22 protein-coding genes are annotated in these 25,072 nt (G+C 29.8%); 6 read left to right on the forward strand and 16 right to left on the reverse strand.

The features are described from left to right. Positions 1-4 precede the first annotated feature (4 nt). Positions 5-706 carry an ABC transporter ATP-binding protein gene (locus tag HW275_RS06520; RefSeq protein ID WP_178935763.1) on the forward strand — a complete coding sequence of 234 codons (702 nt, stop codon included), beginning with the start codon at positions 5-7 and terminating at the stop codon, positions 704-706. Then, positions 703-1,539 (forward strand): hypothetical protein, encoded by an 837-nt coding sequence (locus tag HW275_RS06525; RefSeq protein ID WP_178935764.1) that lies wholly within the window; start codon positions 703-705, stop codon positions 1,537-1,539. Before HW275_RS06520 ends, HW275_RS06525 begins: the two co-directional genes overlap by 4 nt. 86 nt (positions 1,540-1,625) lie before the next feature. Here the strand turns inward: HW275_RS06525 and HW275_RS06530 are convergent, their stop codons facing one another. Beyond that, a complete protein-coding gene (locus HW275_RS06530; protein ID WP_178935765.1) occupies positions 1,626-2,297 on the reverse strand; it encodes a hypothetical protein in 672 nt (223 codons plus the stop codon). A gap of 375 nt (positions 2,298-2,672) precedes the next feature. On the opposite strand from HW275_RS06530, the gene HW275_RS06535 reads away from it, so the two are divergent. The 4 genes from HW275_RS06535 (at position 2,673) to spoVG (ending at position 5,451) form a co-directional block, all read left to right on the forward strand. Beyond that, positions 2,673-3,422: a biotin--[acetyl-CoA-carboxylase] ligase gene (locus HW275_RS06535; protein WP_178935766.1), complete on the forward strand. Its 750-nt coding sequence runs from the start codon at positions 2,673-2,675 to the stop codon at positions 3,420-3,422. Positions 3,423-3,657: 235 nt separating this feature from the next. Next, complete coding sequence (locus tag HW275_RS06540) at positions 3,658-4,650, forward strand: phosphate/phosphite/phosphonate ABC transporter substrate-binding protein (protein WP_178935767.1); 993 nt, start codon at positions 3,658-3,660, stop codon at positions 4,648-4,650. A gap of 18 nt (positions 4,651-4,668) precedes the next feature. Then, complete coding sequence (locus tag HW275_RS06545; protein ID WP_178935768.1) at positions 4,669-4,914, forward strand: RNA-binding S4 domain-containing protein; 246 nt, start codon at positions 4,669-4,671, stop codon at positions 4,912-4,914. A 252-nt stretch (positions 4,915-5,166) separates the two neighbouring features. Further along, complete coding sequence (spoVG, locus tag HW275_RS06550; RefSeq protein WP_026747577.1) at positions 5,167-5,451, forward strand: septation regulator SpoVG; 285 nt, start codon at positions 5,167-5,169, stop codon at positions 5,449-5,451. 114 nt (positions 5,452-5,565) lie between these two features. Here the strand turns inward: spoVG and HW275_RS06555 are convergent, their stop codons facing one another. From HW275_RS06555 to HW275_RS06625, 15 genes are all read right to left on the reverse strand, one after another. After that, positions 5,566-6,249: a TIGR02206 family membrane protein gene (locus tag HW275_RS06555; protein WP_178935769.1), complete on the reverse strand. Its 684-nt coding sequence runs from the start codon at positions 6,247-6,249 to the stop codon at positions 5,566-5,568. 93 nt (positions 6,250-6,342) lie between these two features. Continuing rightward, positions 6,343-7,092: a hypothetical protein gene (locus tag HW275_RS06560; protein WP_178935770.1), complete on the reverse strand. Its 750-nt coding sequence runs from the start codon at positions 7,090-7,092 to the stop codon at positions 6,343-6,345. A gap of 85 nt (positions 7,093-7,177) precedes the next feature. Beyond that, on the reverse strand, positions 7,178-8,476 hold the full coding sequence (locus tag HW275_RS06565; RefSeq protein ID WP_178935771.1) for an alpha/beta hydrolase-fold protein: 1,299 nt from the start codon (positions 8,474-8,476) through the stop codon (positions 7,178-7,180). Positions 8,477-8,639: 163 nt separating this feature from the next. Next, positions 8,640-11,867: a transcription-repair coupling factor gene (gene mfd / locus HW275_RS06570; RefSeq protein ID WP_178935772.1), complete on the reverse strand. Its 3,228-nt coding sequence runs from the start codon at positions 11,865-11,867 to the stop codon at positions 8,640-8,642. Positions 11,868-11,885: 18 nt separating this feature from the next. Next, positions 11,886-12,923, reverse strand: a complete 1,038-nt coding sequence (locus HW275_RS06575) for an RnfABCDGE type electron transport complex subunit D (protein ID WP_178935773.1) — start codon at positions 12,921-12,923, stop codon at positions 11,886-11,888. 63 nt (positions 12,924-12,986) lie between these two features. Next, the gene (locus HW275_RS06580; protein WP_178935774.1) at positions 12,987-13,574 is read right to left on the reverse strand and encodes a hypothetical protein; all 588 of its coding nucleotides are present in this window, start codon (positions 13,572-13,574) and stop codon (positions 12,987-12,989) included. 70 nt (positions 13,575-13,644) lie between these two features. Beyond that, positions 13,645-15,402 (reverse strand): ABC transporter ATP-binding protein, encoded by a 1,758-nt coding sequence (locus tag HW275_RS06585; protein ID WP_178935775.1) that lies wholly within the window; start codon positions 15,400-15,402, stop codon positions 13,645-13,647. Between the two features lie 97 nt (positions 15,403-15,499). After that, positions 15,500-16,576, reverse strand: a complete 1,077-nt coding sequence (locus HW275_RS06590; RefSeq protein WP_178935776.1) for a polysaccharide deacetylase family protein — start codon at positions 16,574-16,576, stop codon at positions 15,500-15,502. Between the two features lie 252 nt (positions 16,577-16,828). Then, positions 16,829-17,563: a glycosyltransferase gene (locus tag HW275_RS06595; RefSeq protein WP_178935777.1), complete on the reverse strand. Its 735-nt coding sequence runs from the start codon at positions 17,561-17,563 to the stop codon at positions 16,829-16,831. Beyond that, positions 17,535-19,091, reverse strand: coding sequence for a glycosyltransferase (locus tag HW275_RS06600; protein ID WP_178935778.1), 1,557 nt, complete (start codon positions 19,089-19,091; stop codon positions 17,535-17,537). The genes HW275_RS06595 and HW275_RS06600 overlap by 29 nt, the downstream gene beginning before the upstream one ends. Before the next feature lie 32 nt (positions 19,092-19,123). Beyond that, positions 19,124-20,218 carry a glycosyltransferase family 9 protein gene (locus tag HW275_RS06605; RefSeq protein ID WP_178935779.1) on the reverse strand — a complete coding sequence of 365 codons (1,095 nt, stop codon included), beginning with the start codon at positions 20,216-20,218 and terminating at the stop codon, positions 19,124-19,126. Positions 20,219-20,290: 72 nt separating this feature from the next. Continuing rightward, positions 20,291-21,391: a glycosyltransferase family 9 protein gene (locus HW275_RS06610; RefSeq protein WP_178935780.1), complete on the reverse strand. Its 1,101-nt coding sequence runs from the start codon at positions 21,389-21,391 to the stop codon at positions 20,291-20,293. Positions 21,392-21,431: 40 nt separating this feature from the next. Beyond that, a complete protein-coding gene (locus HW275_RS06615; RefSeq protein ID WP_178935781.1) occupies positions 21,432-22,571 on the reverse strand; it encodes a glycosyltransferase in 1,140 nt (379 codons plus the stop codon). Positions 22,572-22,636: 65 nt separating this feature from the next. Next, on the reverse strand, positions 22,637-23,641 hold the full coding sequence (locus HW275_RS06620; RefSeq protein WP_178935782.1) for a capsular polysaccharide synthesis protein: 1,005 nt from the start codon (positions 23,639-23,641) through the stop codon (positions 22,637-22,639). Positions 23,642-23,730: 89 nt separating this feature from the next. Further along, positions 23,731-25,038 carry an O-antigen ligase gene (locus HW275_RS06625; protein WP_178935783.1) on the reverse strand — a complete coding sequence of 436 codons (1,308 nt, stop codon included), beginning with the start codon at positions 25,036-25,038 and terminating at the stop codon, positions 23,731-23,733. Positions 25,039-25,072: the final 34 nt, after the last annotated feature.

Raw genomic sequence — 25,072 nt, forward strand, 5'->3', positions numbered from 1 at the left:
TTTAATGGGTAATATTATTTTAAAATGCACTAATTTATCCAAAACTTACGATTTTGATAATGCGTTAAATAACGTAAATTTATCAATAGAAAGTGGCAAAATTATTGGATTATTAGGGCCGAACGGAAGCGGGAAAACAACTTTTATAAAGCTGTTAAATGGGCTTCTTAAACCGACTGAAGGTGAAATTTTTATAGACGGGCAAAATCCTGGTGTGGAAACAAAAAAAATAGTTGCATATTTGCCTGATAAGAATTATTTGGATAATTCCAAGACGGTAAAGGCAATTTTACAGTTGTTTGCAGATTTTTACGATGATTTTGACTTGGAAAAGGCACAAAATATGTTAAAGGATCTAGGAATTGACATTACAAGAAGGTTTAAGCTGCTTTCAAAAGGGATGAAGGAAAAGGTTCAGTTAATACTGGTTATGTGCAGACGTGCCAAGTTGTATCTATTGGATGAACCAATAGCGGGAGTCGATCCTGCGGCAAGGGATTATATTTTAAATACCGTTATAAAAAATTATAATAGAGATGCAACGGTTATTATTTCCACACATTTAATAGCAGATGTGGAAAAGGTGCTGGATGAGGTGATTTTTATAAGTAAAGGTGAAATTTTGCTTTATCAGGATGTAAAAAGTATAATAAGTGAGCATAATAAAACAGTTGACGAATACTTTAGGGAGGTGTTTAAATATTGAAGAATCTAGGCAAATTAATCAAATATGATTTTATGGATGTGAGCAAACTGATAATACCGTTTTATATCGGAATGGGAGTAATGGGAATCGTTATAAGGATATTCTGGTTTGTTTTATTAAATGAGAAAATTGACGAAAGAGTAAGAATTTCTACAGGAGTTTTTCAGGTTATGTCGTATTTTGGCTATGCAATTGCAATTATTGGGATAATCTTGATGACTTATTATGCGGTAATAATCCGTTATTACCGTTCTATTTATGGAAATGAGGGATATTTGACAAATACTCTTCCAATTGAAACGTATGAAATAATTTTGGCAAAATTATTAACATTTCTTAGCTGGTTTGTTGTAAACGGGATTATAATATTTTTTACTTTCTGGTTTATTATTCCCGTGGAGGGAATATTTAAGGCAAATATATTCAGGCCTGAAGTTTTGCGTGAAATAGAAATGTTTTTACGTCATTCTGTAGGGACAGCTCTGATTATCGGTATTATTTCAATGCTAGTTATGACAATTGAAAAAATATTATTTTTATTTCTTTGTGTAAGTATTGCAAATATGGTAAAGTCTTACAGAATTTTGACTGGAATTGGAGCATATATAATTCTTGGAGGGATTATAGGTTTAATAAAACAAGTTATATTAACTTTTACATATATTTTTGATAAAAATTATGGTAATTATGATAATTCAGAATGGGAAGTTTTAAGAACATTTGAAAATGTATTTAATACTAATCTGGGAATGCTTTTCACAAGTATAGTATTTTCAGTTATCTTATTTTTTGTGGTAAATTATTTGTTAAAAAATAAGCTAAATTTGGAATAATTTTAAATAAATAAAAAACTCTAAAGAAAACTGATGTACAGTTAGTTCAATTTAGAGTTTTTTTGTTTATTAAATGGACTTAAAATTTATCTATTCAAAATTTTTTCAGTCTGCTTCAAATCTTTTTCTCTCGAAGCAACACCATACTTTTTCTTAATTTCCTCCAGCTTATCAATAATCTTCTGATTCTCTTCTTTTGAAAAGTTTTTTACCGATAAAAAAAATTTCATTGAACCTTCAAAACTTCTGATAGACTTTGTTAAAAAAAGACGTTTTCTAAAAAAAGGCGGCTTTCTCACAATATCGTCAAAATCAATAAAGGCTATTTTCCCGCTATTCTTATCTATAAAAAAATTACCTAAGCTAAAATCCATATGATAATATCCCTTTTCAAAAAACTTTGTTTCAAAATCAAACCACAAGTCAACAGTTTTATATGCAAGCTCAAAATCATTCTTTTCAACTAAATAATTATAATAAGATATAAAATCCCCTTTAAACGTTTTATTTATATTTTCCAAAATAGTTTCTATCTTTATGTGCAAAGGCGTATATTTTATAACCTTATATTCTGTAATTTTCATAAAATTCAATTCTGGAAAATCCTTTTCCAGATACTTTGCAATCTCAAAAGAATTTTTCCCCTTTTCCCGTGTAAATCCAAAAAAAATCTTCAAAGCCTTCTTGCTTTTATATTCATAAGTTTTGTAAAAAAAATTTTTTTCATTATCTATATTTAAATTTTTATTTTCTTGCATTTTTATCATTTTTCCTTTATTTTTTATTCTTTTCATAGTAAAGCCGTTTTAAAACAGAATTTATAGGTGACTATGTTACTAGACTTAGAATTGTTTAATTTTATTAGTTTGATTTTAACTGGGTTCAAGTATAATATAATTTTAACATATTCTATTTTTTATTTCAATAATGAAAAATTAAATGACAGGGTAAAAAATTTCTATCCAAAATATATTGACTTTTTATGATTAACAGGCGTAAAATATACTCAAACCCATTTAAAATAGAACTATTAAAAATTATATGAATTTAGGGTTTGAGTAAAATAGTCATAACTTTTGGGTTCGGTTTTAAGGAAGTTTTACTATAAAGCGATAAGAATGGAGACAAGGAAAATGAAAAAAAATATAAAATTATATAAATTTAATGAAATTGATTCAACAAATGAATATTTACGAAAGAATCATAAACATTACGAGGAATTTGATGTTATTTGTGCCAGAACTCAGACACATGGGAAGGCACGCAGGCAGAATGACTGGGTTTCCATGGATGGAATGGCTCTTTTCAGCTTCTTTTTGAATGAGAGAAATAGCTGGAAAATTGAGGATTATCTGAAATTGCCGTTGATTGCTGGGCTTGCAGTTATAAAGGGGCTTAGAAAAATTGAAAATTTAGAATATAAATTCAAATGGACTAACGATGTTTATGTGGAAAATATGAAATTATGCGGTATTTTAATGGAAAAAACAGAAAATGCCTATATCGTGGGAATTGGTATAAATGTGAATAACATATTGCCAGAAAACTTACAAAATAAGGCAACATCATTGACACAATTAACAAATAAAAAATATGAAATTGATGAAGTTATAAAAAATATTGTTTTAGAATTTCAAACATTGTGTGAAAATTTGGAAAATGGATTCTGGAAGGATATTTTAAAGGAAATTAATCAGATAAATTATTTGAAAGGTAAAAAAATTGAATTAAAACTTGGAAATGAAACTGTTTCAGGAACTGCTCAGAATATTGATGAAAATGGGGAACTTGAGATTTTGATTGAAAAAGCAGATAATGGAAAGCCTGAGGTTAGGAGTTTTTCGGTTGGGGAGGTTTTTGAAAAGATAGTTTATTCTTCATAATTTTTTTAAGATTTTTGGTATAATACTAAACCCCGTTTAAATAACGAATTTATTAAAAATTTTTCCAACAAAGGCTAAAAATCTAATATTTACAAATTATTAAAATATAATTTTTTAGTTTTGTAAAACTTATCTATTACAAGTATACCACAAAAAATAAAAATTTATAGAATTGACTATGCAAATAACAAATGTTATAATAAATTATATTTATTTATATTATCTGGGAGGTATTATGAGAAAAAATATTTTAAGAAGTTTATTGTTATTGGCAATTTTGCTATTTGCAGTTAGCTGCGGCAAGAAGAATGATACAATTAAAATTGTATTTTTACCTAATGAAACCAATGATTCGTTGAAAAAATCAAGGGAAGAATTTGCACGGGTTGTACAGGAGGCGACTGGGAAAAAGGTTGAAATTGTTACAACTACAGATTATAATATTACAGTTGAGAATATTATTTCTGGACAGTCACAGATTGCGTATATCGGAGCTGAGGCGTATTTGAATGCCAGACAGAGAACGAAAGATATTGAGGCGGTGCTTACAAATGCTGGGGAAAGCGGAACGTTGGAAGATGCACGTTATTACAGTTTTATTGCAGTTAGAGCAGAAGATGCCAATCAGTACCGTTCTGGAGATGGATTTGACTTGAAAAAGTTAAAAGGCAAGTCTATAGGATTTGTTACAAACAGCTCTACATCAGGATTTAAAATACCTGCTAATTACATTGTAAAAGAGTTTGGATTGAAAAGTACAGATGAAGTGCTTGGAAATAAAGTATTTTCAAAAGTTATGTTTGGAAATTCACATCCTGGAGCACAAGTTTTATTATTTAAAGGGGATGTTGACGTTGCAACATTTGCCATTCCGAAATCATTTACAATTTATGAGCTGACTGCTGGAAAGGACTTTAATTCAGGGGCTACATATAAAGTGAGAAAAGGGGCAGTAGCACCATTTGGGGATTATGCAGGAAAAAGTTTTACAGTTATAAAATCAATACCTGTTTACAATGGACCAATCGTGTTTAATACAAAAACTTTAGCAAAAGAGGATCAGGAAAAAATCAAAAAGGCACTTTTAGCTAAATCAACAACTGACAATCCACATATTTTCAGTGACAAGAAAAGTAAAATAAGAGGACTTTTCTTAAAAGAAAACCCAAATGTTGGATTTGTGGAAACAAATACAGCCTGGTATGAAGGAATGAAAGATATAAAATAATAAAAATCGAGGGGAAAAATGCGTTTAGATAAATTTTTAAAAGTAACAAGAATTATAAAAAGAAGAACAGTGGCAAAGGAGCTGGCTGACAATGGAAATATCGTCGTAAACGGAGATGTAAAGAAATCTTCCTATGATGTAAAAAAAGGCGATATTTTTGAAATAAAGTATTTTAACAAGAATATAAAGGTAAAAGTGCTGGATTTACCGCCTGAAAACCTGAAAAAGGAATTTATTGACGAATATATCCAAATAATTGACTAATTATTTTTCTTGCTTGTAATAAAATAATTGGAATTTTTGCATTAAATGTTCAAATTAAACTTAAAGGTTTTAACTATTTTACTTAAATTTTAAAAAATTTCATTGTCAAAAAGTTTGATTACAAATTAGCTTTGTAAGCTACATAAAAATACAGTAAATATTGTATTTTTATTGAGGTTTTCACTTGTTTTTTTTAACAAATGAGGTATAATTATAATGGAAAATATAAATTACAAAACAAGGAGAAGACTTATGAAAGTTACTGATATTCGTATTAGAATTGGAAAACAGACGGAAAACAACGAAAGGCTACGGGCGTATGCCGATATTACATTTGACGAAAGTTTTGTTATTCACGGGTTAAAGATAATTGATGGACAAAACGGGCTTTTTGTGGCAATGCCTTCAAGAAGAATGCCAAATGGAGAATTTAAGGATATTGTTCATCCCATAAAACCTGAATTAAGAGCTGAAATAACACAAGTTATTTTAGAAAAATTTGAACAAGAAAGTGCAGCTCAGGCTGAAGCAGAGTAAAAAATTCGTAAATTAAAAGTACACCTAAAAATACTAAAATATATATACATTAATACTAATATCAGTGGTGTACTTTTTTTATATTTTAAAATCAATTCATATTACTTAACTTTTCTAAGTGGCTTTATCTTTTTTATTCCTTTTCATAACTGGCAAATATAGCAAAAACTGTAAAAATATCATTGTTAGAATCAAAACAATATCATACAGCCAAATTGGACGTATAAATTTTACTTGCGGAATAATATGACTTTTTAAAAACATTGCATTTATTTCCTTAAATATTGAGTTATAAATGAATGCGTAAAGGAATATCAGAAGCAGTGTAACTACTGACTGAAAAAATCCTTTTCGTGTTGGCTTACTATCCAAATATTCATATCCAAAAAAGACTGTAAAAACAATAAGCGCATGCATTATCATGAAAAGATAGACATAGTAATTGTCATGATAATATATTATTCCCGGCAAAATTAACGCCAATATCGGGCCAAAAGTCAAATAATACACAGCATTATACAAAAATTTCGTTTTTAAAATCAGATACAGCCCTGCAAAAATTGCTGCAAAATTGCAAAGATGTACAGGTGTAACGTTAGTTATGGGTTCATTTTGATACATTAACCTGTAAATCGAATCAATTAATTTAAATATTAGCAAAAAATATCCTAAAAAAGTTGAATATTTATTTATATCCATATTTTTAACAAATTTAGGAACATAAAATAAAAATATGCAAAATAAAACGGATACAGCAAAAGTTTCTATATGAATAGGGCTAAAATAGCTAAAAGTCAAAGTTTCTCCTTTCTAAATTTTCATTTTTAGTCATTTATAAAAGTCTAAAAATTTCAATAAGTTAGTATTTTGAATTTTTATTTAAAAAATTGATTATTTATTATTTTCTACATTCAAGAAAATCACGCTTGCCAGAATTTTTTTGTAAATTTCAAATATTCCGATTAAAATTCTAGAAACAATAAGAATAACTGTTACCGGCACAGCTGGATTTGGTGACTGCAATACAGTTACTGAGGCATATGACATCAAGACAGATGATACAATAGCCGAGATTACATTTATCAAAAATAAAGGAAGAATGATAGTCACTCTGTTGCCTTCTAGCAGCCTTGCATTTTTTTCAAATGCAATTGTTAGGCTCACATTTCTTGATAAATATATTTGTCTGAAAAATGCCGCAAAGTATGCAAGTACAAATATAACTGCAACACCTATTATTCCTAAAGGTTTTATAAAATTGCTTATAAATGTCATAATTATAGCCAAAGTTATGGATCTTAATAATACATCTTTTCTTGTCAGTTCATTTTTTTCATCAATTCTACTGATAACGTCATTTTGAAACAAATTTAAGGCATATTCTATCACAATTACAATTAAAAGATTGATTAACATAGCAGGTAACGGTAATTTAGGGAAAGGCTGTTTAGCAATAGAAGCTCTTATCATAGCCTCGAATGAATTATACATTGTATACCCGCTAAGTGCAAATAATGCTATGATTGAAGGTAAATATTTTCTGTCTTTACTAAACATTTCCTTTAAAACTGCAAAGGATTTTATAAAATATTCTTTTTGTGTCAAATTTTTATTTTTTAATGATTCGTTTATTTCTTTCATTTTTACCTCTTTTCTATTTTTTATTATAATTTTTTTATATTTTATTTTTTACGTCAAATTTTTACTTAAAATTTTTCAATGCTGCTCATCGTTTTGTCTGCGAAAATATCCAGTCTTTTACTCCTGGAATGCTGTAGGCCACTTTCCAAGTTCCTGTGTGCTCTGAGCCAGGGTTGGCATCTTTTGATAAATATGGATTTGTTCCTTTTTCAAGCGTTGTATATTTAATATTTGATTTTTGGGATATAACTTTTCTTGCGCCTTCCAGAAATTGTTCATTTGTATAATCTGCTCTCCAGCTATCCCTTGCTACAACCGCTCCTCTTTTAATAAGTTCGCTTGTAATGGCGTTCATTCCTGGATAAGCCTTTGCATCTCCAGTTGAAACCATAATCCAAAGATTATTTTTTGCCATAGGAGCAACTTCCTTTTCATTCCACTGGCAAGCTACCAGATATGAAGCGGCAAATAAATCTGGATACTTAAAGTTCATGACAATTGCCATCATTCCGCCCATAGACTGCCCTGTTGCATACAATTTCTTTTCGTCAATGCTGTATTTTGAAAGCAGATGGTCTTTTATAAGATTGACTGTCGCTTCCAAATCGCTTGTAATATCCCCGTTATCGTCCACTACTTGTCTTGAGTATTGGGGAGCCAGTACAAACGCTTCATGTTTTGCCTGCTCTTCAGGAGTTGCAAATGAAACGGCGCCATTTCCTTGAAGCAAAGTGGCCTTCGTATCTTCGCTCAAGACACCCATATCATGCATAAACAGTACAAGCGGGTATTTTTTATTTCTGTCATAATTTTTTGGAATATACAAATTATATTTTACTGTTGTCCCTGTTTTTGAATCTTTATATTCAAATTGCTTAAAATTTTCTACAACTAAATTTTTTGTTTTGTTATTTTCAAGTATTGCAATATTTTTTTCCATTTTTTTACCATTTGCAAATAGAATATCTTCCTTTTGTGTAATGCTCGATGTGGCTTTTTTCATTTGGAATCCAGACCCTTGTCCTCCTTCAATACGAAGAGAGGCTCCTGTATCTTTAGGATTTAATTCAATAATTACATATTTCCCGTCTTTTACAATGTTGGTTCTTTCTGGACGTGTGTTTGAATAAACATTTTCCACATTTCTTCCAGCCACTGTAAAAGTATTTTTAGTCAGCTGGGAATTTATAACTTTTTCATTAAATTCCACAATGATATGTGTAATCTGCTGTCCAGTTCCAAACACTTCCGTTACAGATGTTACGTTTCTGATACCTTTAGGATATTTTATTTTTTCCATTTTCAACGTAGTAGTTTCCGCTGAAAATCCAACTGTTGATAACAACATTCCAAATATTGTCAAAAATAATAATACTCTTTTCATAGGCAATTCTCCTTTTCTATTTTTTATTATTTCTTAATCCTCAATAATTAAAAGCCTTTGTTAAATTTTACCACACTTTTTTCTATTTTTCCACTATTCTGAATACTACTTTTTAAGCAAGTTAATTTCAGATATTTTAAATTAAAAAAATCAAATCTAATTTTTAAGTATCCATCTTAAGGACTTTTACAATTTTTAAAAAATCTGCTTTTTTAACCTTCATTACAACCAAATTCTCAATTACATCCTCACTCTTATTTTTCCCCTTTGGACTTACCGCCTCAATAATTTTTATAACTTTTTTCATTTCAATTCTTTCGTTTAACGCAGCTTGTTCTACTTGTGAATTTTTCAAAAAGTACAGCTCAAAATGATTTCTTGTTTCAAAAATTCTCTGAATTTTATGTTTTTCAGCAAATAATTTTAATTTAATGCTTAAAATAAATTTTTTCATCTGCTCTGGAATTTTTCCAAATCTATCCCTTATTTCATCAGCCAAGTCATTCAATTCGCCGTCTGTTTCCAGCATTGCAAAACGTTTATAGATATTCAGCCTTTCGTCTTTTTGAATATATGTTTCTGGAATAAATCCTCTTTCATTTAGTATGATTTCTACATTTTCAATTTTTTCGATAAATTCACCTTTTTGCTTGCGAATTTCCTCATTTAGCATTTTTATATACAAGTCATATCCAAAAGTTTCAATTGTTCCGTGCTGCTTATTGCCTAAAATTTCCCCAGCACCACGTATTTTCAAGTCTTCCATCGAAATTTGAAAACCTCCTGATTTTATCCCTTCCACCTTTAGCATGCTTTCTTCCTTTTGCCGCCCCTGCTTTGTAATATTTCTCGTTTTTAATAAATAACAGTAACCTTGTCTGTTGCTACGCCCTACACGACCTTTTAGCTGATACACCTGAGATAACCCTAAACCAGTAAAGTTTTCAATCAGAATGGTATTGGCATTTCCCACATCAATTCCATTTTCAATGATTGTTGAAGCAATCAGAATGTCAAACTGCCCGTTTTCAAAACGTAATAACTTATCCTTAATTTCCTTTGGCGGAAGCTGTCCATTTATAAATTCGATTTTTACAAAGTCTGGAAGCATTTCTTTCAGTTCCTTCAATTTTTCCTTCATATTTTTTACATCGTTATAAATATAGAAAACCTGCCCATCACGTGACAGTTCACGCAGTATTGCCATTTTTATTGTTTCCTCATCCCAATCGAGAATTTCTGTTATAATGGGAAGCCTGTTTGTTGGCGGAGTGTCAATTATGGAAATTTCACGGATTCCAAGCATCGCAAGGTTTAATGTACGTGGGATCGGAGTAGCAGTTAATGTCAGCACATCCAGCTTTTCCCTTTGGGATTTCAGCTTCTCTTTAGCCTTTACGCCAAATTTCTGCTCCTCGTCAATAATTAAAAGCCCTAGATTATTAAACTGCACATCATCGCTTAGAAGCCTGTGAGTTCCAATAACCAAGTCAATAATTCCGCTTTTCAGATTTTTTAAAATGTCCTTTGATTTGCTTTTCGTAAGCCGTGATAAATTCTCAATTGTAATCGGATAATTTTCAAATCTTCTTTTAAACCGTTCAAAATGCTGTTCTGCAAGCACCGTAGTTGGAGCCACCATAACAACTTGCTTTCCATTGTCAATCGCTTTAAATGCGGCTCTCATCGCAACTTCCGTTTTCCCATATCCAACATCTCCACAGACAATCCTGTCCATTATTTGTGGACTTTCCATATCCCTTTTCACATCATTTATGGCATTTCTCTGATCTTCTGTTTCCTCAAATGGAAAATTTGCCTCAAATTCCTCCTGCCACACAGTATCCTTCTGATAGACAAAACCGTTCTGGCTTTGTCTTCGTGCCTGTATTTTGATAAGTTCTGCCGCAAATTTCTGAATATCTTCTTCGAGTTTTTTCCTTTTTCGTTTAAATCCACGTGTCCCCAGCCTGAATAACTGAGGTTCTGTATCATTTGACACATATTTTTCCAGCCTATCCAGCTTTTCTACAGGAATATACAGAATATCCTCATCAGCATACTTGATTTTCAAATAATCCCGCTCTTCCATTGTCTGAATACCCTTGTAAATTCCAACACCGTACTGAACGTGGATTACATAGTCACCTTCGACTATCTGATTGACTTTTTTATATTTTATAGCTTTTGCCGTTTTTTTCTTCCGTTCGTAAATATATCCATCAAGCTCCCTGTCTGTGAGTACAATAAAATTATTTTTTCTATTTTTATTATCTGGATTTTCTGAATTGTCATTAAAGATAAATCCTTCAAACAGCTCATATTTTTCAATTTCCAGATTGTTTTCCTTGTCAGTTAGAATTTGTCCAAATTTAGCCATTTTCTTCTCATAGTTATTCGTAAAAATATAAACATCTTCAATTTTTGACAATTTTTCAAGCCTATTTTTATTCCTAAAAGTCTCAATCTGCTCCTGCGAGAAATTTTTAGTCTGAACAAAAATACTTTTTTTCTTCAGATTTTCATACCTTTTTCGGTAAGTTTCCTCACGACTTCTGTCAAGTAAAATAAACTCTTCCATTTTATAGTCCAGCAATTCCTCATTTTCAATAACAATCGTTACATCTTCCGCCCTTAATTCATCAATCAGCTCAATCAGTTCATAATTATTTCCAGAAAGCAAATTTCCAAAAATTTTTATTTCTTCCATCTTTTCCACAGAAATCTGGCTATCAATATCAAAAATCCTTATACTTTCCAGCTCATCTCCAAAAAACTCCAGTCTGACAGGATTTTCCAAATCTGGCGGGAAAATATCAAGAATATCTCCACGTCTGCTGTATTGCCCCTTTTTTTCAATCAAATATGAATTTTCATATCCATTTTCCACAAGGAATTCCACAATTTTTGAAAAAATATATTCTTTTCCAATTTCAAAGGAAAAAAACTTAACCTTTTCAAAAAATATATCCAAAGTAATTTGCAAATTTACAAATAAAATAAATTTTTCCTGATTTTTTAAAATATCTAGCAGCCTTATATTTATCCCTGTAATATCTTCCTTATTTTGTGAGATGTTTTCAAAAATATCAGTTATTTTTTTATCTTCCAGCTTATTTTTACTTTCTTTACTATTTTTTTTGCCAGTTTTAGATTTTTCCATTAAAATATCCTTTTGTTTTTCTGACATTTCATAGTAATTTTCCAGCATTGCGTGATAATTTTCCAAATTTCTGTTGGATGTGGAAATATAAATTATTTTTTTCTTTTCTGAACATAATAAAAACCACGGAATTGCACCGCGGTAAAAATTATTCTCAGATTGTAAAATATCTATTTTTTTATCTTTTAATTTTTCTATTTTATTTAAAAAACTTAAATTAAAGTTCATAAAAAACCTTCCCTATTTTTATCTATTGTTATACAATCGCCATATTCCATAAACTACATAAATATAAACAATATATGGAACAAATCCAAATTTATGTAAATATGAAACAGCAAAAGCAAGTAAAACTATAATAATGGCGAAACCAAGCCCCTGTATTATTTCTGCGAATGAAACTGCTTCATCGCCAAATACGTTTGGTTTGAATATTGTGTTTATTGGCCTTGTAAAAGGATTCAAAATTAATACGGAATAAATTATTGCTTCAGCTTGAATTCCTAAGAACCAAAATATGATTGTAGAAAGTCCAGCTAAAAATCCAAAAAATATTTTTCCAAGCCCATGTTGTGGGGTAGTGAAACTGTCTGTCAGAACAAAAATACCCATAAAGACAATTTCTCCAAGAGTAGTTGATACACTTATATTGTAATTTGAAGTAATGTAATATCCAAAGAAAATAGTAACAAAGAATGATACTGGTATATGCCAAGTTATTTTTGTTCTATAAAGCAAATAAATTGCCCCGATAACCATTGCAGCTATTGAAAGTTCCCCAATTATCCCTTTATTTATCAAAACTAATGAAGCTAATCCTGAAATGTTGTCACTGGCAACTCTCAGCCCTTCTGCATCAGTCCAGGCTGCAGACTCTGGTGCAAGTACAGCTGGAAAAAAAGTTAATACAAATAATTTTCCTAAAATTACTGGATTAAAAATTTTTTTATCAATTTCTTTATATATAATTTTTCCAAATGTTGTTGCCATTGCTCCAGCAAAGGCAGCCACGTAAAGTGGCGTAAACGGTGCAAGTACAAGTCCTGTCAAGGCACCAATTGTAACTCCTGAAAGATCCTTCAAAGTTTCTTTATTTTTTTGTATAAAAAATGAAAATATTACTTCTGCCAGTTCAGCTGCAATTACTGATGATAAAATCACTAAAACAGGGGTTACTTCATAAACAAAAAATGCTACAAGCAACATCGGAATCAGAGATATTAAAATGTCTATATTTATTTTTGTTATATTTTCCTGCAACTCTCTTTTCTTACTTCTAAACATATTAAAATTTCACTACCTTTCTTATCTGTATTTTGTGTTTTGCTTAATTTTGCCGATATAAAATTATTCTGATGAACTTGAATCTCCACCACCTGATGAAGAGGATCCTGAACTTCCAGTTCCACTGCTGCCAGAACTTGAACTTCCAGATGATTTTGGAGCAGAATCTTGTGATTTAGATGGTTTTTCATGTCCGGCAGATGAAGAATTATCTTTTAAACGGCTATGTTTTGGTGATTTGAAACCATTTTTGCTATTTCTTCTATTTTTTCTGTTTTCTTTCTTACCATTTGTTTTATCAGTTTCATTAATTGCAAATGCAGGGTTTGCTGGATCTGCTGTTACTTGTGCAGATTGCGCAGGATTTGCCGGCGCTGCAGGTTGCTGTGCAGGTGTTGGCTGAGGCGGCTGTGCAGGTGTCGCAGCTGTTTGTTTTTGCTGTACAGGCTGTTCTGCTTGCTTTTGTTCAGCCTTCTTAGTTTCAGCTTTTGCGGCTTTTTCTTCTTTTACGTCTTTTAGTTTATCTCCTACTTTTCTAGTTTCATCTTCAAGCTTTTTTACTAAATTTTTAGAACTTTTTGAATCTTGGCTTCCAAATGCTACTAATACAATTGACATTAAAAATAAGATAATTCCTTTAATCTGTTTCATTTTTCTTCTCCTTCTTTTTTAATTCTTTTAGCAAAATATAATTTTAAATATACTAATCGCCGTTTTTTTATTAACTTTTGTTAGATATATCAAAATTTTTATTATATAATGCTTTGTAAATTCCCTCTTTGCTTAATAATTCATTATGACTTCCTATTTCTTTTATTTCACCTTTCTGTATTACTACTATTTTATTACTATTTTCGATTGTTGTCAACCTATGAGCGATAACAAATGTAGTTTTTCCTTTCATAAGTTTTTCCAGCGCATCCTGAACCAGCTTTTCAGACTCATTGTCAAGGGCTGATGTAGCCTCATCCAAAATTAATATTTGAGGATTTTCTAAGATTGCACGTGCAATTGCAATTCTCTGTTTTTGCCCGCCAGATAATTTTACACCACGTTCCCCAATTTCTGTGTCATATCCGTCAGGAAGGTTTTGGATAAATTCATGTGCATTAGCTTGCTTTGCAGCTTCCACGATTTCTTCAAAGGAAGCATCTTGACGGCTATATTTTATATTAGTAAGTATTGTTCCTGAAAATAGAAATGTTTCCTGCGGTACAATGCCTATACCCTTTCTTAAACTTTTAATATCATAATCCCTAATATCAGTTCCGTCAATTTTTAATGAACCACGGGATACATCAAAAAATCTTGGTATTAAATTGACAAGCGTGGATTTTCCGCCTCCGGAATTTCCAACAAATGCAACTGTTTCCCCTTTTTTGACATTTAAGTTAATATTTTTTAATATTTTTTCAGGATTGTCCTTATATTTAAAGTCAATATTTTCAAAATTTATGTCATGTGAAAAGTTCTCAAATTTCACACAATTTGAATGATTTATGATAGACGGCATTTCTTCCAGAATTTCAGAAACCCTTGTGATAGAAGATAAATTTACACTTATTCCGTTAAATCTGGTTACAGCACGTCTTGCAGGCGTGTACATTGATGAAATTGCGCCTACTATTGTAATAAAATCTCCCGCAGTAAAGTTGTGAGCTCTTAAAACCCTATAACCTCCAAATAATAACAGCAGCGCTACAATTATATAATTTAAGGCTTCCATTATTGCATTGGCTTTTGCATTGTACCGAGCGGTTCTGATGGCAATCCGTTTCAGATTTATATTTTTTTTATTAAAATCCTTTATTTCAGACTTTTCTGTAGCAAATGCTCTTATAATCCGAATTCCAGCCAATGTTTCCTGCAGCTTTGAATTTAAGCTGTCTATTGCTTCCTGTCTATTTTTACCGGAATGTTTCAGCTTTTTGGCATACTTTCTGACTGTTACTATTAAAATTGGAGTTACAATCATTACTCCAAGTGTCAAGTCAAAATCTACATAAAATGCTATACCCATGCAAATTATCACTTTTATTACTTCAGGTATCATATTGAAAACTTCCAGTATAATGGAATTTATATTGCTGGGATCCGTCATTACACGTGTCATCATATCGCCTATTTTTTTTCCTGCAAAATATTCCATATCCAAAGTTTGTATCTTATTGTAAATATCAGTAACAATATCTTTATAAATAGATGACGAAATCACTGTTGAGAAAATAGTATTCCAGTACATCAGTATTGCGCCGATTACAGCAAGCATTATCATTGCGCCAGCCGCATAAAGTATATCCTTTTCGCTCCTTCCGGAAATTCCCTTGTCAAATAATCTTTTTACAAGGACTATCGGAGCGGAGGAAACAAGAGACGACATTGTTGCCAGCAGGATATTCAGTATAATTAATATATAGTATTTTTTTATATATTTTTTCAGTTTTTGAATTCCTCCAAAATCTAATTTTATTTTTTTCATATGTTTAGTTTGCCTTTCATTCTTTACTTGTATTCTTGGTTAGTTCGATTTTTTTAGATTTGAATAAATTTTAAATTATTTTTTATTCATTATCCAGTTAATGTTTTTTTACAAAAAAATTTCGTAATTTTCTATAATATACACCGCTACCGTCAGTCAATTCCCTCTTAAATTCTTCAAAATTTTCAAAATCATCACCGCTCACACGGTAAATCCAGTTTTTATTAAGTTTTTGCGAATTTACGCCTTTTCTAGTGGTAATAAATACATCGACACCTAGTTTTCTTATATCTTCACGGTTCCCTTTGTATCGGTGCCCCCAAGGATAAGCTAGGCAATTTGGAGTTTTCCCTAGTTTTTCTTTAATAATCTTTTTATTTTCCAAAATTTCAAAATCCACAATTTTTTTAAATTCTTCTTCACTAACTTTGTCAAAAAATTCATTTTGTCTTTCTTTAAATAATTTATTCAAAAATTCTTTTTTTTCTTTTTCTGATTTATTATTTTTTTGAAGTTCTGCGACATTTCGATATTTTTTTACAAAATCTTTCTTTGGTTTGTATCCAGGAATTGAAATTTTGCTTCTTAATTTAAAAACAGGAAGCCCGTTTAATTTTTCCTTATCCTTTTTTTCATCATAATTTCCTTCAAAAAACAAGCTGTAGCTTTCCCTTTTAAAATACGGAGAACTTTCCTCATTATAAAAAGCAAGCACATTAATGTCTTTGATTGTCAATTGATGTGAATGTGTATGAAGCTGAAAATCAATAAGGCCACTTTCATACATTTCCTTAATTTCATCCCAATTGAGATAAGCCTCGTCTTTTTCAATGAATTTTGTATTTAAAAAAATCGTAGCCTTCATATTGTACTTTTTCAAAATTGGAAAAGCTAAAGTATAATTATTTTTATATCCGTCATCAAAAGTTATTAATATGGAATTTTTTGGCAATGTATAATTTAAATTCCTTAATTCTTCCATTTTAAAAGTTTTTTTATCTTTTATCCATTTTATATGCTCTTCAAATTCATCTACAAAAATCCCGCCTTTTCCCTTCTCGCTGTCAACACTGTGATACATAAGGCACAAAACGAAATTTTTTCTAGTCCTGTTATAAATAATAAATATTAAAAATAGCAGAACTGTTATTAAAAATAAATATATATGTAACATTTTTTCCTTCCTTTTTCCATTAGGAATTATTATTGTTTTACTTGAAGTTATTTTCTCTTGTTAAAAATTTATAAAATACAGCTTCTTAATTTATTCATTTTGATTAAAAAGTATGCTTAAATTACAGTTATATAAATAGTGTTAAATTAATTAGAAATTTAAATAAAATAATTTTAATTTTTACACTTATATTTTATACGAAATATAAAAAAATAACAACTAAAAATTGAAAAAATATTAATTAAAAAACGATTAGATTTTTCCTTTTATTTTCAAAATTTTAGCTCGTATTTTTTTTATTAACCTGTCAATTTTAAAGCTAAGTACAGTATTCTTTCTGTTTTTACTAAAATGCACATGCCTTTTATTTCCAATGTGAGTCACATATGGTTCTTTAAAAAATATTGTCTTAAATCCACGCTCCTTGTAAAAATCCGACAATACTTCCTCATATCGCTGGTTTTCCAGTTTTTCATGGAGCCCAAATAAATCCATATCCTTTTTTCTTCTCAAAGCTGGATTATAGGTAAATATTTCCCCTTTCACACTGTAATATTTCTCACCAGTTTTGGAAATATAATCCTCATCATAGAAAAAATCTTCTGCAAAATCTTTTTTATCACGTAAGCCGACAACTAGAATTTTTTCATCTTCTTCAAGCAATTTCATTGATTTTTCAATAAATCCCTTCTTTAAAAATTTCCAGTCATCTTCACAGTGAAAGATGTACTTGGTGTCAATTTCATGATAAGCCTTGTCAATGGACTTTAACTGCCCCAGCCGTGTTTCATTCACTATAAGCCTAAAGTTCTGATTTTTACTGTCGTATTTGGAAATCAGCTTTTCCAGCTTTTTCCCTTCTGTGCTGTCCTCGGTTATTATAATTTTTTTAATCGGATAAGTATTGTATTCGAAAAAACTGTCAAGCGTTTCCTCCAGCAAGTCGAATCTTCCGCAGCTAGTTATTACCAGCGTTACTTCCTTCATATCTATCAAGCCCTTTCTTAGCTTTCGTTTTTTTATTTTTTATCGCATTTGCCAAGTATTCATCATTTTTTTTCAGTCTACTTCTGTCGTTTTCATTATGATACAAATGGCAAGTCAAAGCCTCAAATTTTAATTTTTTCTTTTTGCAGCCAATATTAAACAGCCTTACAGCAAGTTCACTGTCTTCCCTTCCCCAGCCTTCTATTTCCTCTTCAAAGCCGTTTACCCTAATTAAGTCCTCCTTGAAGAATGACATGTTGCAGGAACGGATTCCACGTAAGTTTTTATCCACTTTTGTAAAAATTTTAGAAAGGAGCTTGCTTCTCACCATATTCATATTGTTTTTAAGCCCTTTGGTAAAAAGATTTATTTTTTTGCCTTCCATCATTTTTTTTGCGACAGTCGGCGAAGTTATTACCCTTGAGCCTTGAATAAAGCATCCTCTTTCCATATTTTTTATATGATCTTCAACAAAATGCCTATTTAATATTAAATCGCCGTCTATTATTATTATATAGTTTCCAGTCGCCTTGCTTATAGCTCTGTTTCGAGACATTCCAGCCCGAAATCCCTTGTCCTCCTGCCACGAGTGAATAATATTATTATTTGGATAGCTTTGCTGAAATCTTTTTACCAAGTTACTAGTTTCCTGCTTTGAGCCATCATCGGCAATTATAATCTCCTTTGGAGGGGCGGTTTGTTCTAGTGCACTGTTTAGGCAGACTTCCAGAGCCTTTGGCCAGTTGTATGTGGTAATGACGAGGGAAGTGTCATTTCCCAGATTGTTATAATATTCTTCACGTAATTTCGTATATTTTGTCATTGTGTAAATTGAGCTGTATTTAGCGAGCAAATAGCCTTCGTAACCGTCCAGAAAGCCCAGCTGTAAAATATACATCTTTATAAACCTGAACAGCATTTTGGAATATATTTTTATAAAACTTGGATTTTTTCCTTTTTTTATATATTCTTTTGCACTTTGTGAAGTATACCGGTTCAATTTTTCCAAAAATTCTTCGATGCTGTCGTATGTATAATGTATTATCATTTCGTTTATTTTTCCTATTTTACTTTCAGTCTGGTATTGCTCGTGGACTTCCCTGTCACTAATTTTAACTTTTCCATTTTTCCAAAGCCTGATTACATAGTCATCCCATCCGCCAAATTTTATTTCTTTCTTGAATGCAATATTTCTTAATTTTATTTTGAAAACATCTTTTGATGGATTCTCGCTATTTATAATGGATTTTATTTTTTCTTTTAATTGCTGCGAAATTACTTCATCAGCATCTATTAACAAAATCCATTCACCTTTGCATTTTTCAAGCACGAAATTTTTTTGAGGTCCGTAGCCCTTCCATTTTTCAGAAAATACTTTTGCCCCTTTTGAAAGGGCGATTTCTACGGTTCTGTCACTGCTTTCGCTGTCCACAACTATTATTTCATCAGCTATTCCCCTTACTGAATCCAAAGTTTTTCCAATTCTATTTTCTTCGTTAAAAGTTATTATTCCTACCGATAATTTCATCAGCATTTCTCCTATTTCATATTTTTTATTCTTTAAGTAACAGGCAAGCCAGTCTGGCTGCATAATTTATCAAACATTTTTTCAAAATCCACGTCATTAATCCGATTTTCAGGATAATCAATCAATATATTGTTTTCTTCCTTTATCCGCCATTTATTCTTATTGATTTTAGGTCCATAAAAAGCCATTACCTTCTTATTTAGCCCTTCGGCAATGTGTAAAATTGAAGTGTCGAGAGACACTACTAGATCGCTTTTTTTAATTATGGATATTGAATCTAAAATAGTTTTAGAGTTTTCAAAAAATAATACATTTTTATTATCTGCTTTTGCAAGTATGTTGTAAATTGTTTCCCTGTCATTTGGAGAGTCCAGTATTATAATTTTATAATTTTTATATATTTCACTTAATCTTCTTATTATAATGAGAGCGTTTTCCTCATTTATTTTTCTGCTTCTGGAAGCTCCAAAAAAATTTAGGGCAATTATTTTTTCCTTCACATTATTTTCCTTTAAAAACATTTCCACATTTTTTTCAGATTCCTTAGAAACTGGAACATCATATTTTGTATCTTTTATCTCAATATTTATACTTTTCATCATTTGCTTATAAATTTCAGTCATTTTCAAGGTATTATTCTGTTTTATATTTTTATTATATATTTTATAATCGTCCTTGTTGTATCCAACATTAACAGTGGCATTTACCCTGTTCAAAAGGTAAACCTGCTTATATTTCAGCCCTTCGGTTGAATCAAGCAGGGCATCGTATTTATTTTTTCTTAATATTTTTACAATATTTCTCCATTCATGCATCTTCTTTCTATCAAAAATGTAGTATTTATCTATATTTTTGCTTAATTTCAATAAATTTTCCAAAGATTTGTCAGCAACAACCTCTATTTTTATATTAGGATAATATTTTTTTATTTCTCTAAAAATAAATGAACTTATTATAAAATCTCCGATTTTTCCGTCGGTTCTTAAAAATAAGATTCGATTCATTTTTATAGGCTCTAAATTGATATTTTTTTTATTTTTATCAAATATACGGCTTAACATTTCATTTTTTTTATCAACCAGTCTATCTCTATAAGGCCTGTAAAATTTCCAGTTTATTTTTTTCATTTATTATTTATTCCTTTTATAGATACGTTTATTTACGTTAGTTTGTGGATAACGTATAATCCTTTACTGTAATTAGTTTTTTAATATTTCTTCTATTTTGCCATTTAACCATTTTATTGGTTCAGACAGTGAAAAATTATATGTCTGATTGTGGTTTCCGATGGTTTTTGAGATTGCTTGTAGGCTGTCAGCTGTTGTTTTAGGTGACCATCTGCACAAATTGTACTTGTCGTTTGCATAGAAGCTCAAAAGGGGTTTATTTAATGAAGAAGCTATATGGATACCTCCTCCATCGACTCCGATTACCAAGTCAGCTGCCGCCATAAATAAGACATACTCTTTAATATTAAATTTTTTAGACAAAGCAATATTCAAATCTTTATTTACATAAGTCATTAGCTTTTTATAGTATTCTTCACTTCCAACAGTTTTGCCCATAATAATTTTCACATTTTTTCTTTTTTCTTTTTCAATGCTGTTCAATAAATCAGCAATTTCTTTGGGCTTCATTTCCCTGTCACTGCCTTGTGGTATTAATAAAATTTTTACTGCTTTTGTCTTTTCTTCCAATTTTTCAGAATCAGATTTCCAGAATTTTTCCATTTTAACAATATCTTTTTCCAAAAGTTCAATATGCGGTTTCTGTTTTTCTATTTTAAAATATTTAGAAAACTCAGAATTTATCAAATAATCTATAATGTGGGTTTCAATAGGCGGAGTACAGTCAAAATCATAATTTTTCACATTTTTTTTGTTATAGTAATGCCCTTTGTCACCTTCTCCAAAAATTATTGTAATTTTCGGACTTAACACCTTTTTCCAGATCATCCGCTTTGTATTTTCCTTACTTAAAAAATCAAGCAGCACATCCCATTTTTTATGATTTTTAAGCACATCATTCCGTTTTACGACAGTATCTATTATTTTTTCATTTTCATTGCATAATTTCGTAAATTCCATATTTCTATTTGTTACTACCATCCCTAATTTAACGTTAGGATACATTTTTTTTAATTGTCTTGCGTAGCAAAAAGACATTAAAGTATCACCAATAGAGTCTTTAGGATTTAAAAGTATTGTTTTTACATTTTTTAAATCAATATTTTTATGTTTCTTTTTAGTACCAAACAGCCATATTATTATCTTGGATTTTATTCCATTTACTATATTCATGTGTAACCTTTCTTTACATTATTCTAAACAGCTATTTATATTAGGACTTTATATTTTCTATTAATTCCTTCAGTTTTGCTTTATTACTTTCCATTGAAAAGTCATTAGCCCTTGCAAGCGACTGCTTTTTATAATTTTCATATTTTTTGTTATTGTTCATTAATTCATAAACTTTTTCTACGAATGTATCTTTATCATTTAATGGAATTAGCTCCCCATATTCACTATTTTTCCCAAGTATATCCTTTGGCCCTGTAGGACAGTCATAAGCCACGATAGGCGTTCCAAAAGCAAGGCTTTCCAGCAGTACAGTTGGCAATCCCTCATACCTTCCAGTATGTACAAATAATTTTGCATTTTTAAAGAATGGATATGGATTTTCAATTTGTCCAAGCAGAATTACATCATTTTCCAAATTATATTCCTTGATTTTCTGCTTAATCAGTTCTACTTTTTCACCATCTCCAATGAAATAAAGTTTTTCCTTTATTCCCCGCTGCTTTAATTTGTAATAGATGTCAACCAGATGTTCAGGTTGCTTTTGCTGTGTCAGTCGTGATACTTGCAAAAAATAATCCTCTTTTAAATAATTTTCGTACTCAGGGTTTATATTTTCTGCTTTTTCCTTGATTATTTCAAGATTTATTGGATTATAAACCAATTCCACCTTGTTTTTATTCATTCCTAGAATTTCTATAAATTCATCTTTCATTGTATCACATATTGCCAGTATTTTGTCATATTTTTTATATTGTTTTTTATATTTTTCTATTTTGTCTGTACTTAACTGTTCTCCAAAAGTAAGTGAAAAATGAATCCATGCAAATACAGGTGCTTTTATATCAAGATTATTATATTTCAATAAATTTGAGGAATAATCTATAACAACATCATATTTTTTTTCTTTTATTATTTTTTCAACTTTTTTCAGATAAGCCGCTTTTGCCCGTAATCTATAAATTTCTTTGATAATCTTGCTTTTACCGTCATAATTATCAAATAAAAATTTATAATTTACTTTTTTTGGAATCTCGTTTTCAAATAAGTTATTTTTCCCGTGGTTCCAAGTTATAAGCAAATCAACATCATAATTCAGCTCTACTAAATTTTTTAAAACATTCAGCAAGACTCTTTCTTCTCCGCCCATACTAAGATGGCCGTGTAATACTAATACTTTCATTTTTTCCCCATTCTTAATTATTTATAAAGTATACAAAATATTTGATGTAATTTTAGTAAAAATTTTTAGTCTATTTCATACATCTTTTTAAAATGCTCAAAAAAAGTTCTGTCTGTTTTTCTTTTGATATTTTCTATTTTAAAAGATAGTTTATGAATGTTTATTTTTTTTGTTATTTCCAGTAATTTATTTTCGGAATAATCACTAAACCATACTCTAAACATTTCGTGCGGAAAAGTATCAGATACAATCTGGCATTGCTCCTTTTTATAATAATTTTCTATTAATTCATCATAGAGTATTTGTAAAATAAAATAATTCGGAACTGTACTGTTATTTTCCCAAAAAATCATTAACATATTTAACAATGTATGAATTACTTTGTTATTTTTATGAGAAAAGATAATACTGCTTAACATTTTTACTTTCGACTTTTTATTCCATGAAAAATAAATTGAGTCATAATCTTCCCATTCCTTTTTATTTTCTAAATTTTCATCCCTTTGAAATAAAAAATAGTCCATTTTGAAATATTTTTCTGATAAGTAATCTGTTAAAAGTACAGTTGCATCCAACCATACACCGCCATAATTACTTAGCAATGCAAGCCTTAATATATCTGAAAAATGAGCGTATCCCATTTTTTTATTATTTAACTTTTCCAAAACATACTCCGGGATATCAAGATATTCCTTTATGTTGTCAATATCCAGGCGGATTACAGTGTAACCTTTCGTATATCTGTCTATAGAGCTGTGACATATTTTTACAACACTAGGCAGCTTCTCATAATCCCAGCCTTGCCCCCAGAACTGCCATATTATCTTCTCGTCTGCTAATTTTTTTTTTGCCCTGATTTCCTTTCCTTTCACTTTATTTTCAAAATAATCCTTTAAGATATTATCCCAATCCTTTGCAATTGTTTTTTGATTCAAAAGATATATTTTACTTTGCAATTTATCATATACTTTTTTAGGCAGTAATTCCTTATATATGTATTTATAAGGCTTTTTGTTCAACTTTTCATTGATTTCGTAAATTCTGCTGTTAGAAAACTTATATTTTTCCATTTCACACTCCTGTATTAATATAATAAAAACATTTTACACTAGTTTCTGCTTAACAGTATTCTATTTGTTCCTTTGTAGTAATATGTAATTTAAAATTTAGATTCGTCATTTTCTAAATTTAAATTTTCCTGGTTTTTTAGATTTCTATATAGATAATCAATAAAAAATATTAATACTGTCAAAGTTATTACCAGATGCTTATCATTTAGGTTGTCATCTGTCATCCCTTGAATTATCCAGGCTAGAAAAGAAGCTTTTGTAGCTATTTCAAATGCAGTTGTTTTCCCGTTTTTATGTTGTTTATAAAAATTCATCTTAATTAATTTTATTAATAAATCTATAATTATTAAAATAAAAAACATAAAACCTAAAATTCCAAAATCTAGCAAATACTGCAAATATGAATTATGTGAAGCTACGTAATGCTGTGTACGAAGTTTATTTCCAGTAAGAAAATATTTGTAAACATAATCACTGACTCCTATTTTTTTGTAATAATCCAAATTAAATTTTTTTCTTTCTTCAGCTTTCCACCCGTATAGCGGTTTCTGCTTAAAAGCTTCTGCTCCGGTTTTCCAGAAAATTATCCTTAAATTGCTTGAAGGATCATTTTTATACTTGACTATGTATTGGAGTCTGCTTGATATCGAAACTGGCAGCATAAAGTAACCTGCAAAGCACATCAGAATAGCCACCAATACATATTTTTTTCTCTTTTTGTAGATAATATACAAGATTGTAGGAATTAAGCAGATGTAAACCATTTTCGATCTATTTACGATAACTATGAACAAAGTGAGCATTGACATTATTGCCAGATAAATTTTTATTATTTTATTTTTTTTATTATCATCGTTTTTATAAAAAAGTAAAAAAGACAATAAATATAAAAATATTATACACATAATATTTGCAAAATCCTGAACAGTTAAAATGGCAGTAACTCTTGGATAATCAAATCCCACAGGATTTGCCCATTTGTTATAATTTTTAATAAAATTAAAAATTGCCAAAATCAAAATTATTGTTCCGCCAAATAAAAATGACTTTAGAAAATCAAAAATCTTTTTGTCGTTATTTACAAAATATACTAACGGGAAAAAAATCAAGTATCTTAAATTATAATTGTCCAGCCGTGATTCTATGCCGCCATCAAACGCTGCAATCATAAACGACATAACCACAAATATAATTAATAATAATGAAAATTTCATATCTATATTTTTCAAAAATTTTTTTCGATTTTCCTTTGAAAACATAGCAATTACAAATACTAGCAGTAACAGAGGAATTAAAACATTATTTTCAAATTTTTCTGATAGGAACAGAGATATTCCAACTAACAAACTCACGACATATCCCATTATATTTATAGTCAAGTTAAATTTATTTTTCATATTTAATTATTTTCATCCTTTTTATAATTTTATA

Source organism: Leptotrichia sp. oral taxon 223 (genome assembly GCF_013394795.1).
Classification (GTDB): domain Bacteria; phylum Fusobacteriota; class Fusobacteriia; order Fusobacteriales; family Leptotrichiaceae; genus Leptotrichia.

What these genes read in the sequence shown, in the direction of transcription:
- HW275_RS06575 (WP_178935773.1), bottom strand. Translation starts at nt 12,923, where the DNA reads ATGTTTAGAAGTAAGAAAAGAGAGTTGCAGGAAAATATAACAAAAATA.
- HW275_RS06595 (WP_178935777.1), bottom strand. Translation starts at nt 17,563, where the DNA reads ATGAAGGAAGTAACGCTGGTAATAACTAGCTGCGGAAGATTCGACTTG.
- HW275_RS06625 (WP_178935783.1), bottom strand. Translation starts at nt 25,038, where the DNA reads ATGAAAAATAAATTTAACTTGACTATAAATATAATGGGATATGTCGTG.
- HW275_RS06540 (WP_178935767.1), top strand. Translation starts at nt 3,658, where the DNA reads ATGAGAAAAAATATTTTAAGAAGTTTATTGTTATTGGCAATTTTGCTA.
- HW275_RS06535 (WP_178935766.1), top strand. Translation starts at nt 2,673, where the DNA reads ATGAAAAAAAATATAAAATTATATAAATTTAATGAAATTGATTCAACA.
- HW275_RS06610 (WP_178935780.1), bottom strand. Translation starts at nt 21,391, where the DNA reads ATGAATATAGTAAATGGAATAAAATCCAAGATAATAATATGGCTGTTT.
- HW275_RS06565 (WP_178935771.1), bottom strand. Translation starts at nt 8,476, where the DNA reads ATGAAAAGAGTATTATTATTTTTGACAATATTTGGAATGTTGTTATCA.
- HW275_RS06580 (WP_178935774.1), bottom strand. Translation starts at nt 13,574, where the DNA reads ATGAAACAGATTAAAGGAATTATCTTATTTTTAATGTCAATTGTATTA.
- HW275_RS06545 (WP_178935768.1), top strand. Translation starts at nt 4,669, where the DNA reads ATGCGTTTAGATAAATTTTTAAAAGTAACAAGAATTATAAAAAGAAGA.
- HW275_RS06530 (WP_178935765.1), bottom strand. Translation starts at nt 2,297, where the DNA reads ATGCAAGAAAATAAAAATTTAAATATAGATAATGAAAAAAATTTTTTT.
- HW275_RS06600 (WP_178935778.1), bottom strand. Translation starts at nt 19,091, where the DNA reads ATGAAATTATCGGTAGGAATAATAACTTTTAACGAAGAAAATAGAATT.
- HW275_RS06585 (WP_178935775.1), bottom strand. Translation starts at nt 15,402, where the DNA reads ATGAAAAAAATAAAATTAGATTTTGGAGGAATTCAAAAACTGAAAAAA.
- HW275_RS06560 (WP_178935770.1), bottom strand. Translation starts at nt 7,092, where the DNA reads ATGAAAGAAATAAACGAATCATTAAAAAATAAAAATTTGACACAAAAA.
- mfd (WP_178935772.1), bottom strand. Translation starts at nt 11,867, where the DNA reads ATGAACTTTAATTTAAGTTTTTTAAATAAAATAGAAAAATTAAAAGAT.
- HW275_RS06620 (WP_178935782.1), bottom strand. Translation starts at nt 23,641, where the DNA reads ATGGAAAAATATAAGTTTTCTAACAGCAGAATTTACGAAATCAATGAA.
- HW275_RS06520 (WP_178935763.1), top strand. Translation starts at nt 5, where the DNA reads ATGGGTAATATTATTTTAAAATGCACTAATTTATCCAAAACTTACGAT.
- HW275_RS06615 (WP_178935781.1), bottom strand. Translation starts at nt 22,571, where the DNA reads ATGAAAGTATTAGTATTACACGGCCATCTTAGTATGGGCGGAGAAGAA.
- HW275_RS06590 (WP_178935776.1), bottom strand. Translation starts at nt 16,576, where the DNA reads ATGTTACATATATATTTATTTTTAATAACAGTTCTGCTATTTTTAATA.
- spoVG (WP_026747577.1), top strand. Translation starts at nt 5,167, where the DNA reads ATGAAAGTTACTGATATTCGTATTAGAATTGGAAAACAGACGGAAAAC.
- HW275_RS06605 (WP_178935779.1), bottom strand. Translation starts at nt 20,218, where the DNA reads ATGAAAAAAATAAACTGGAAATTTTACAGGCCTTATAGAGATAGACTG.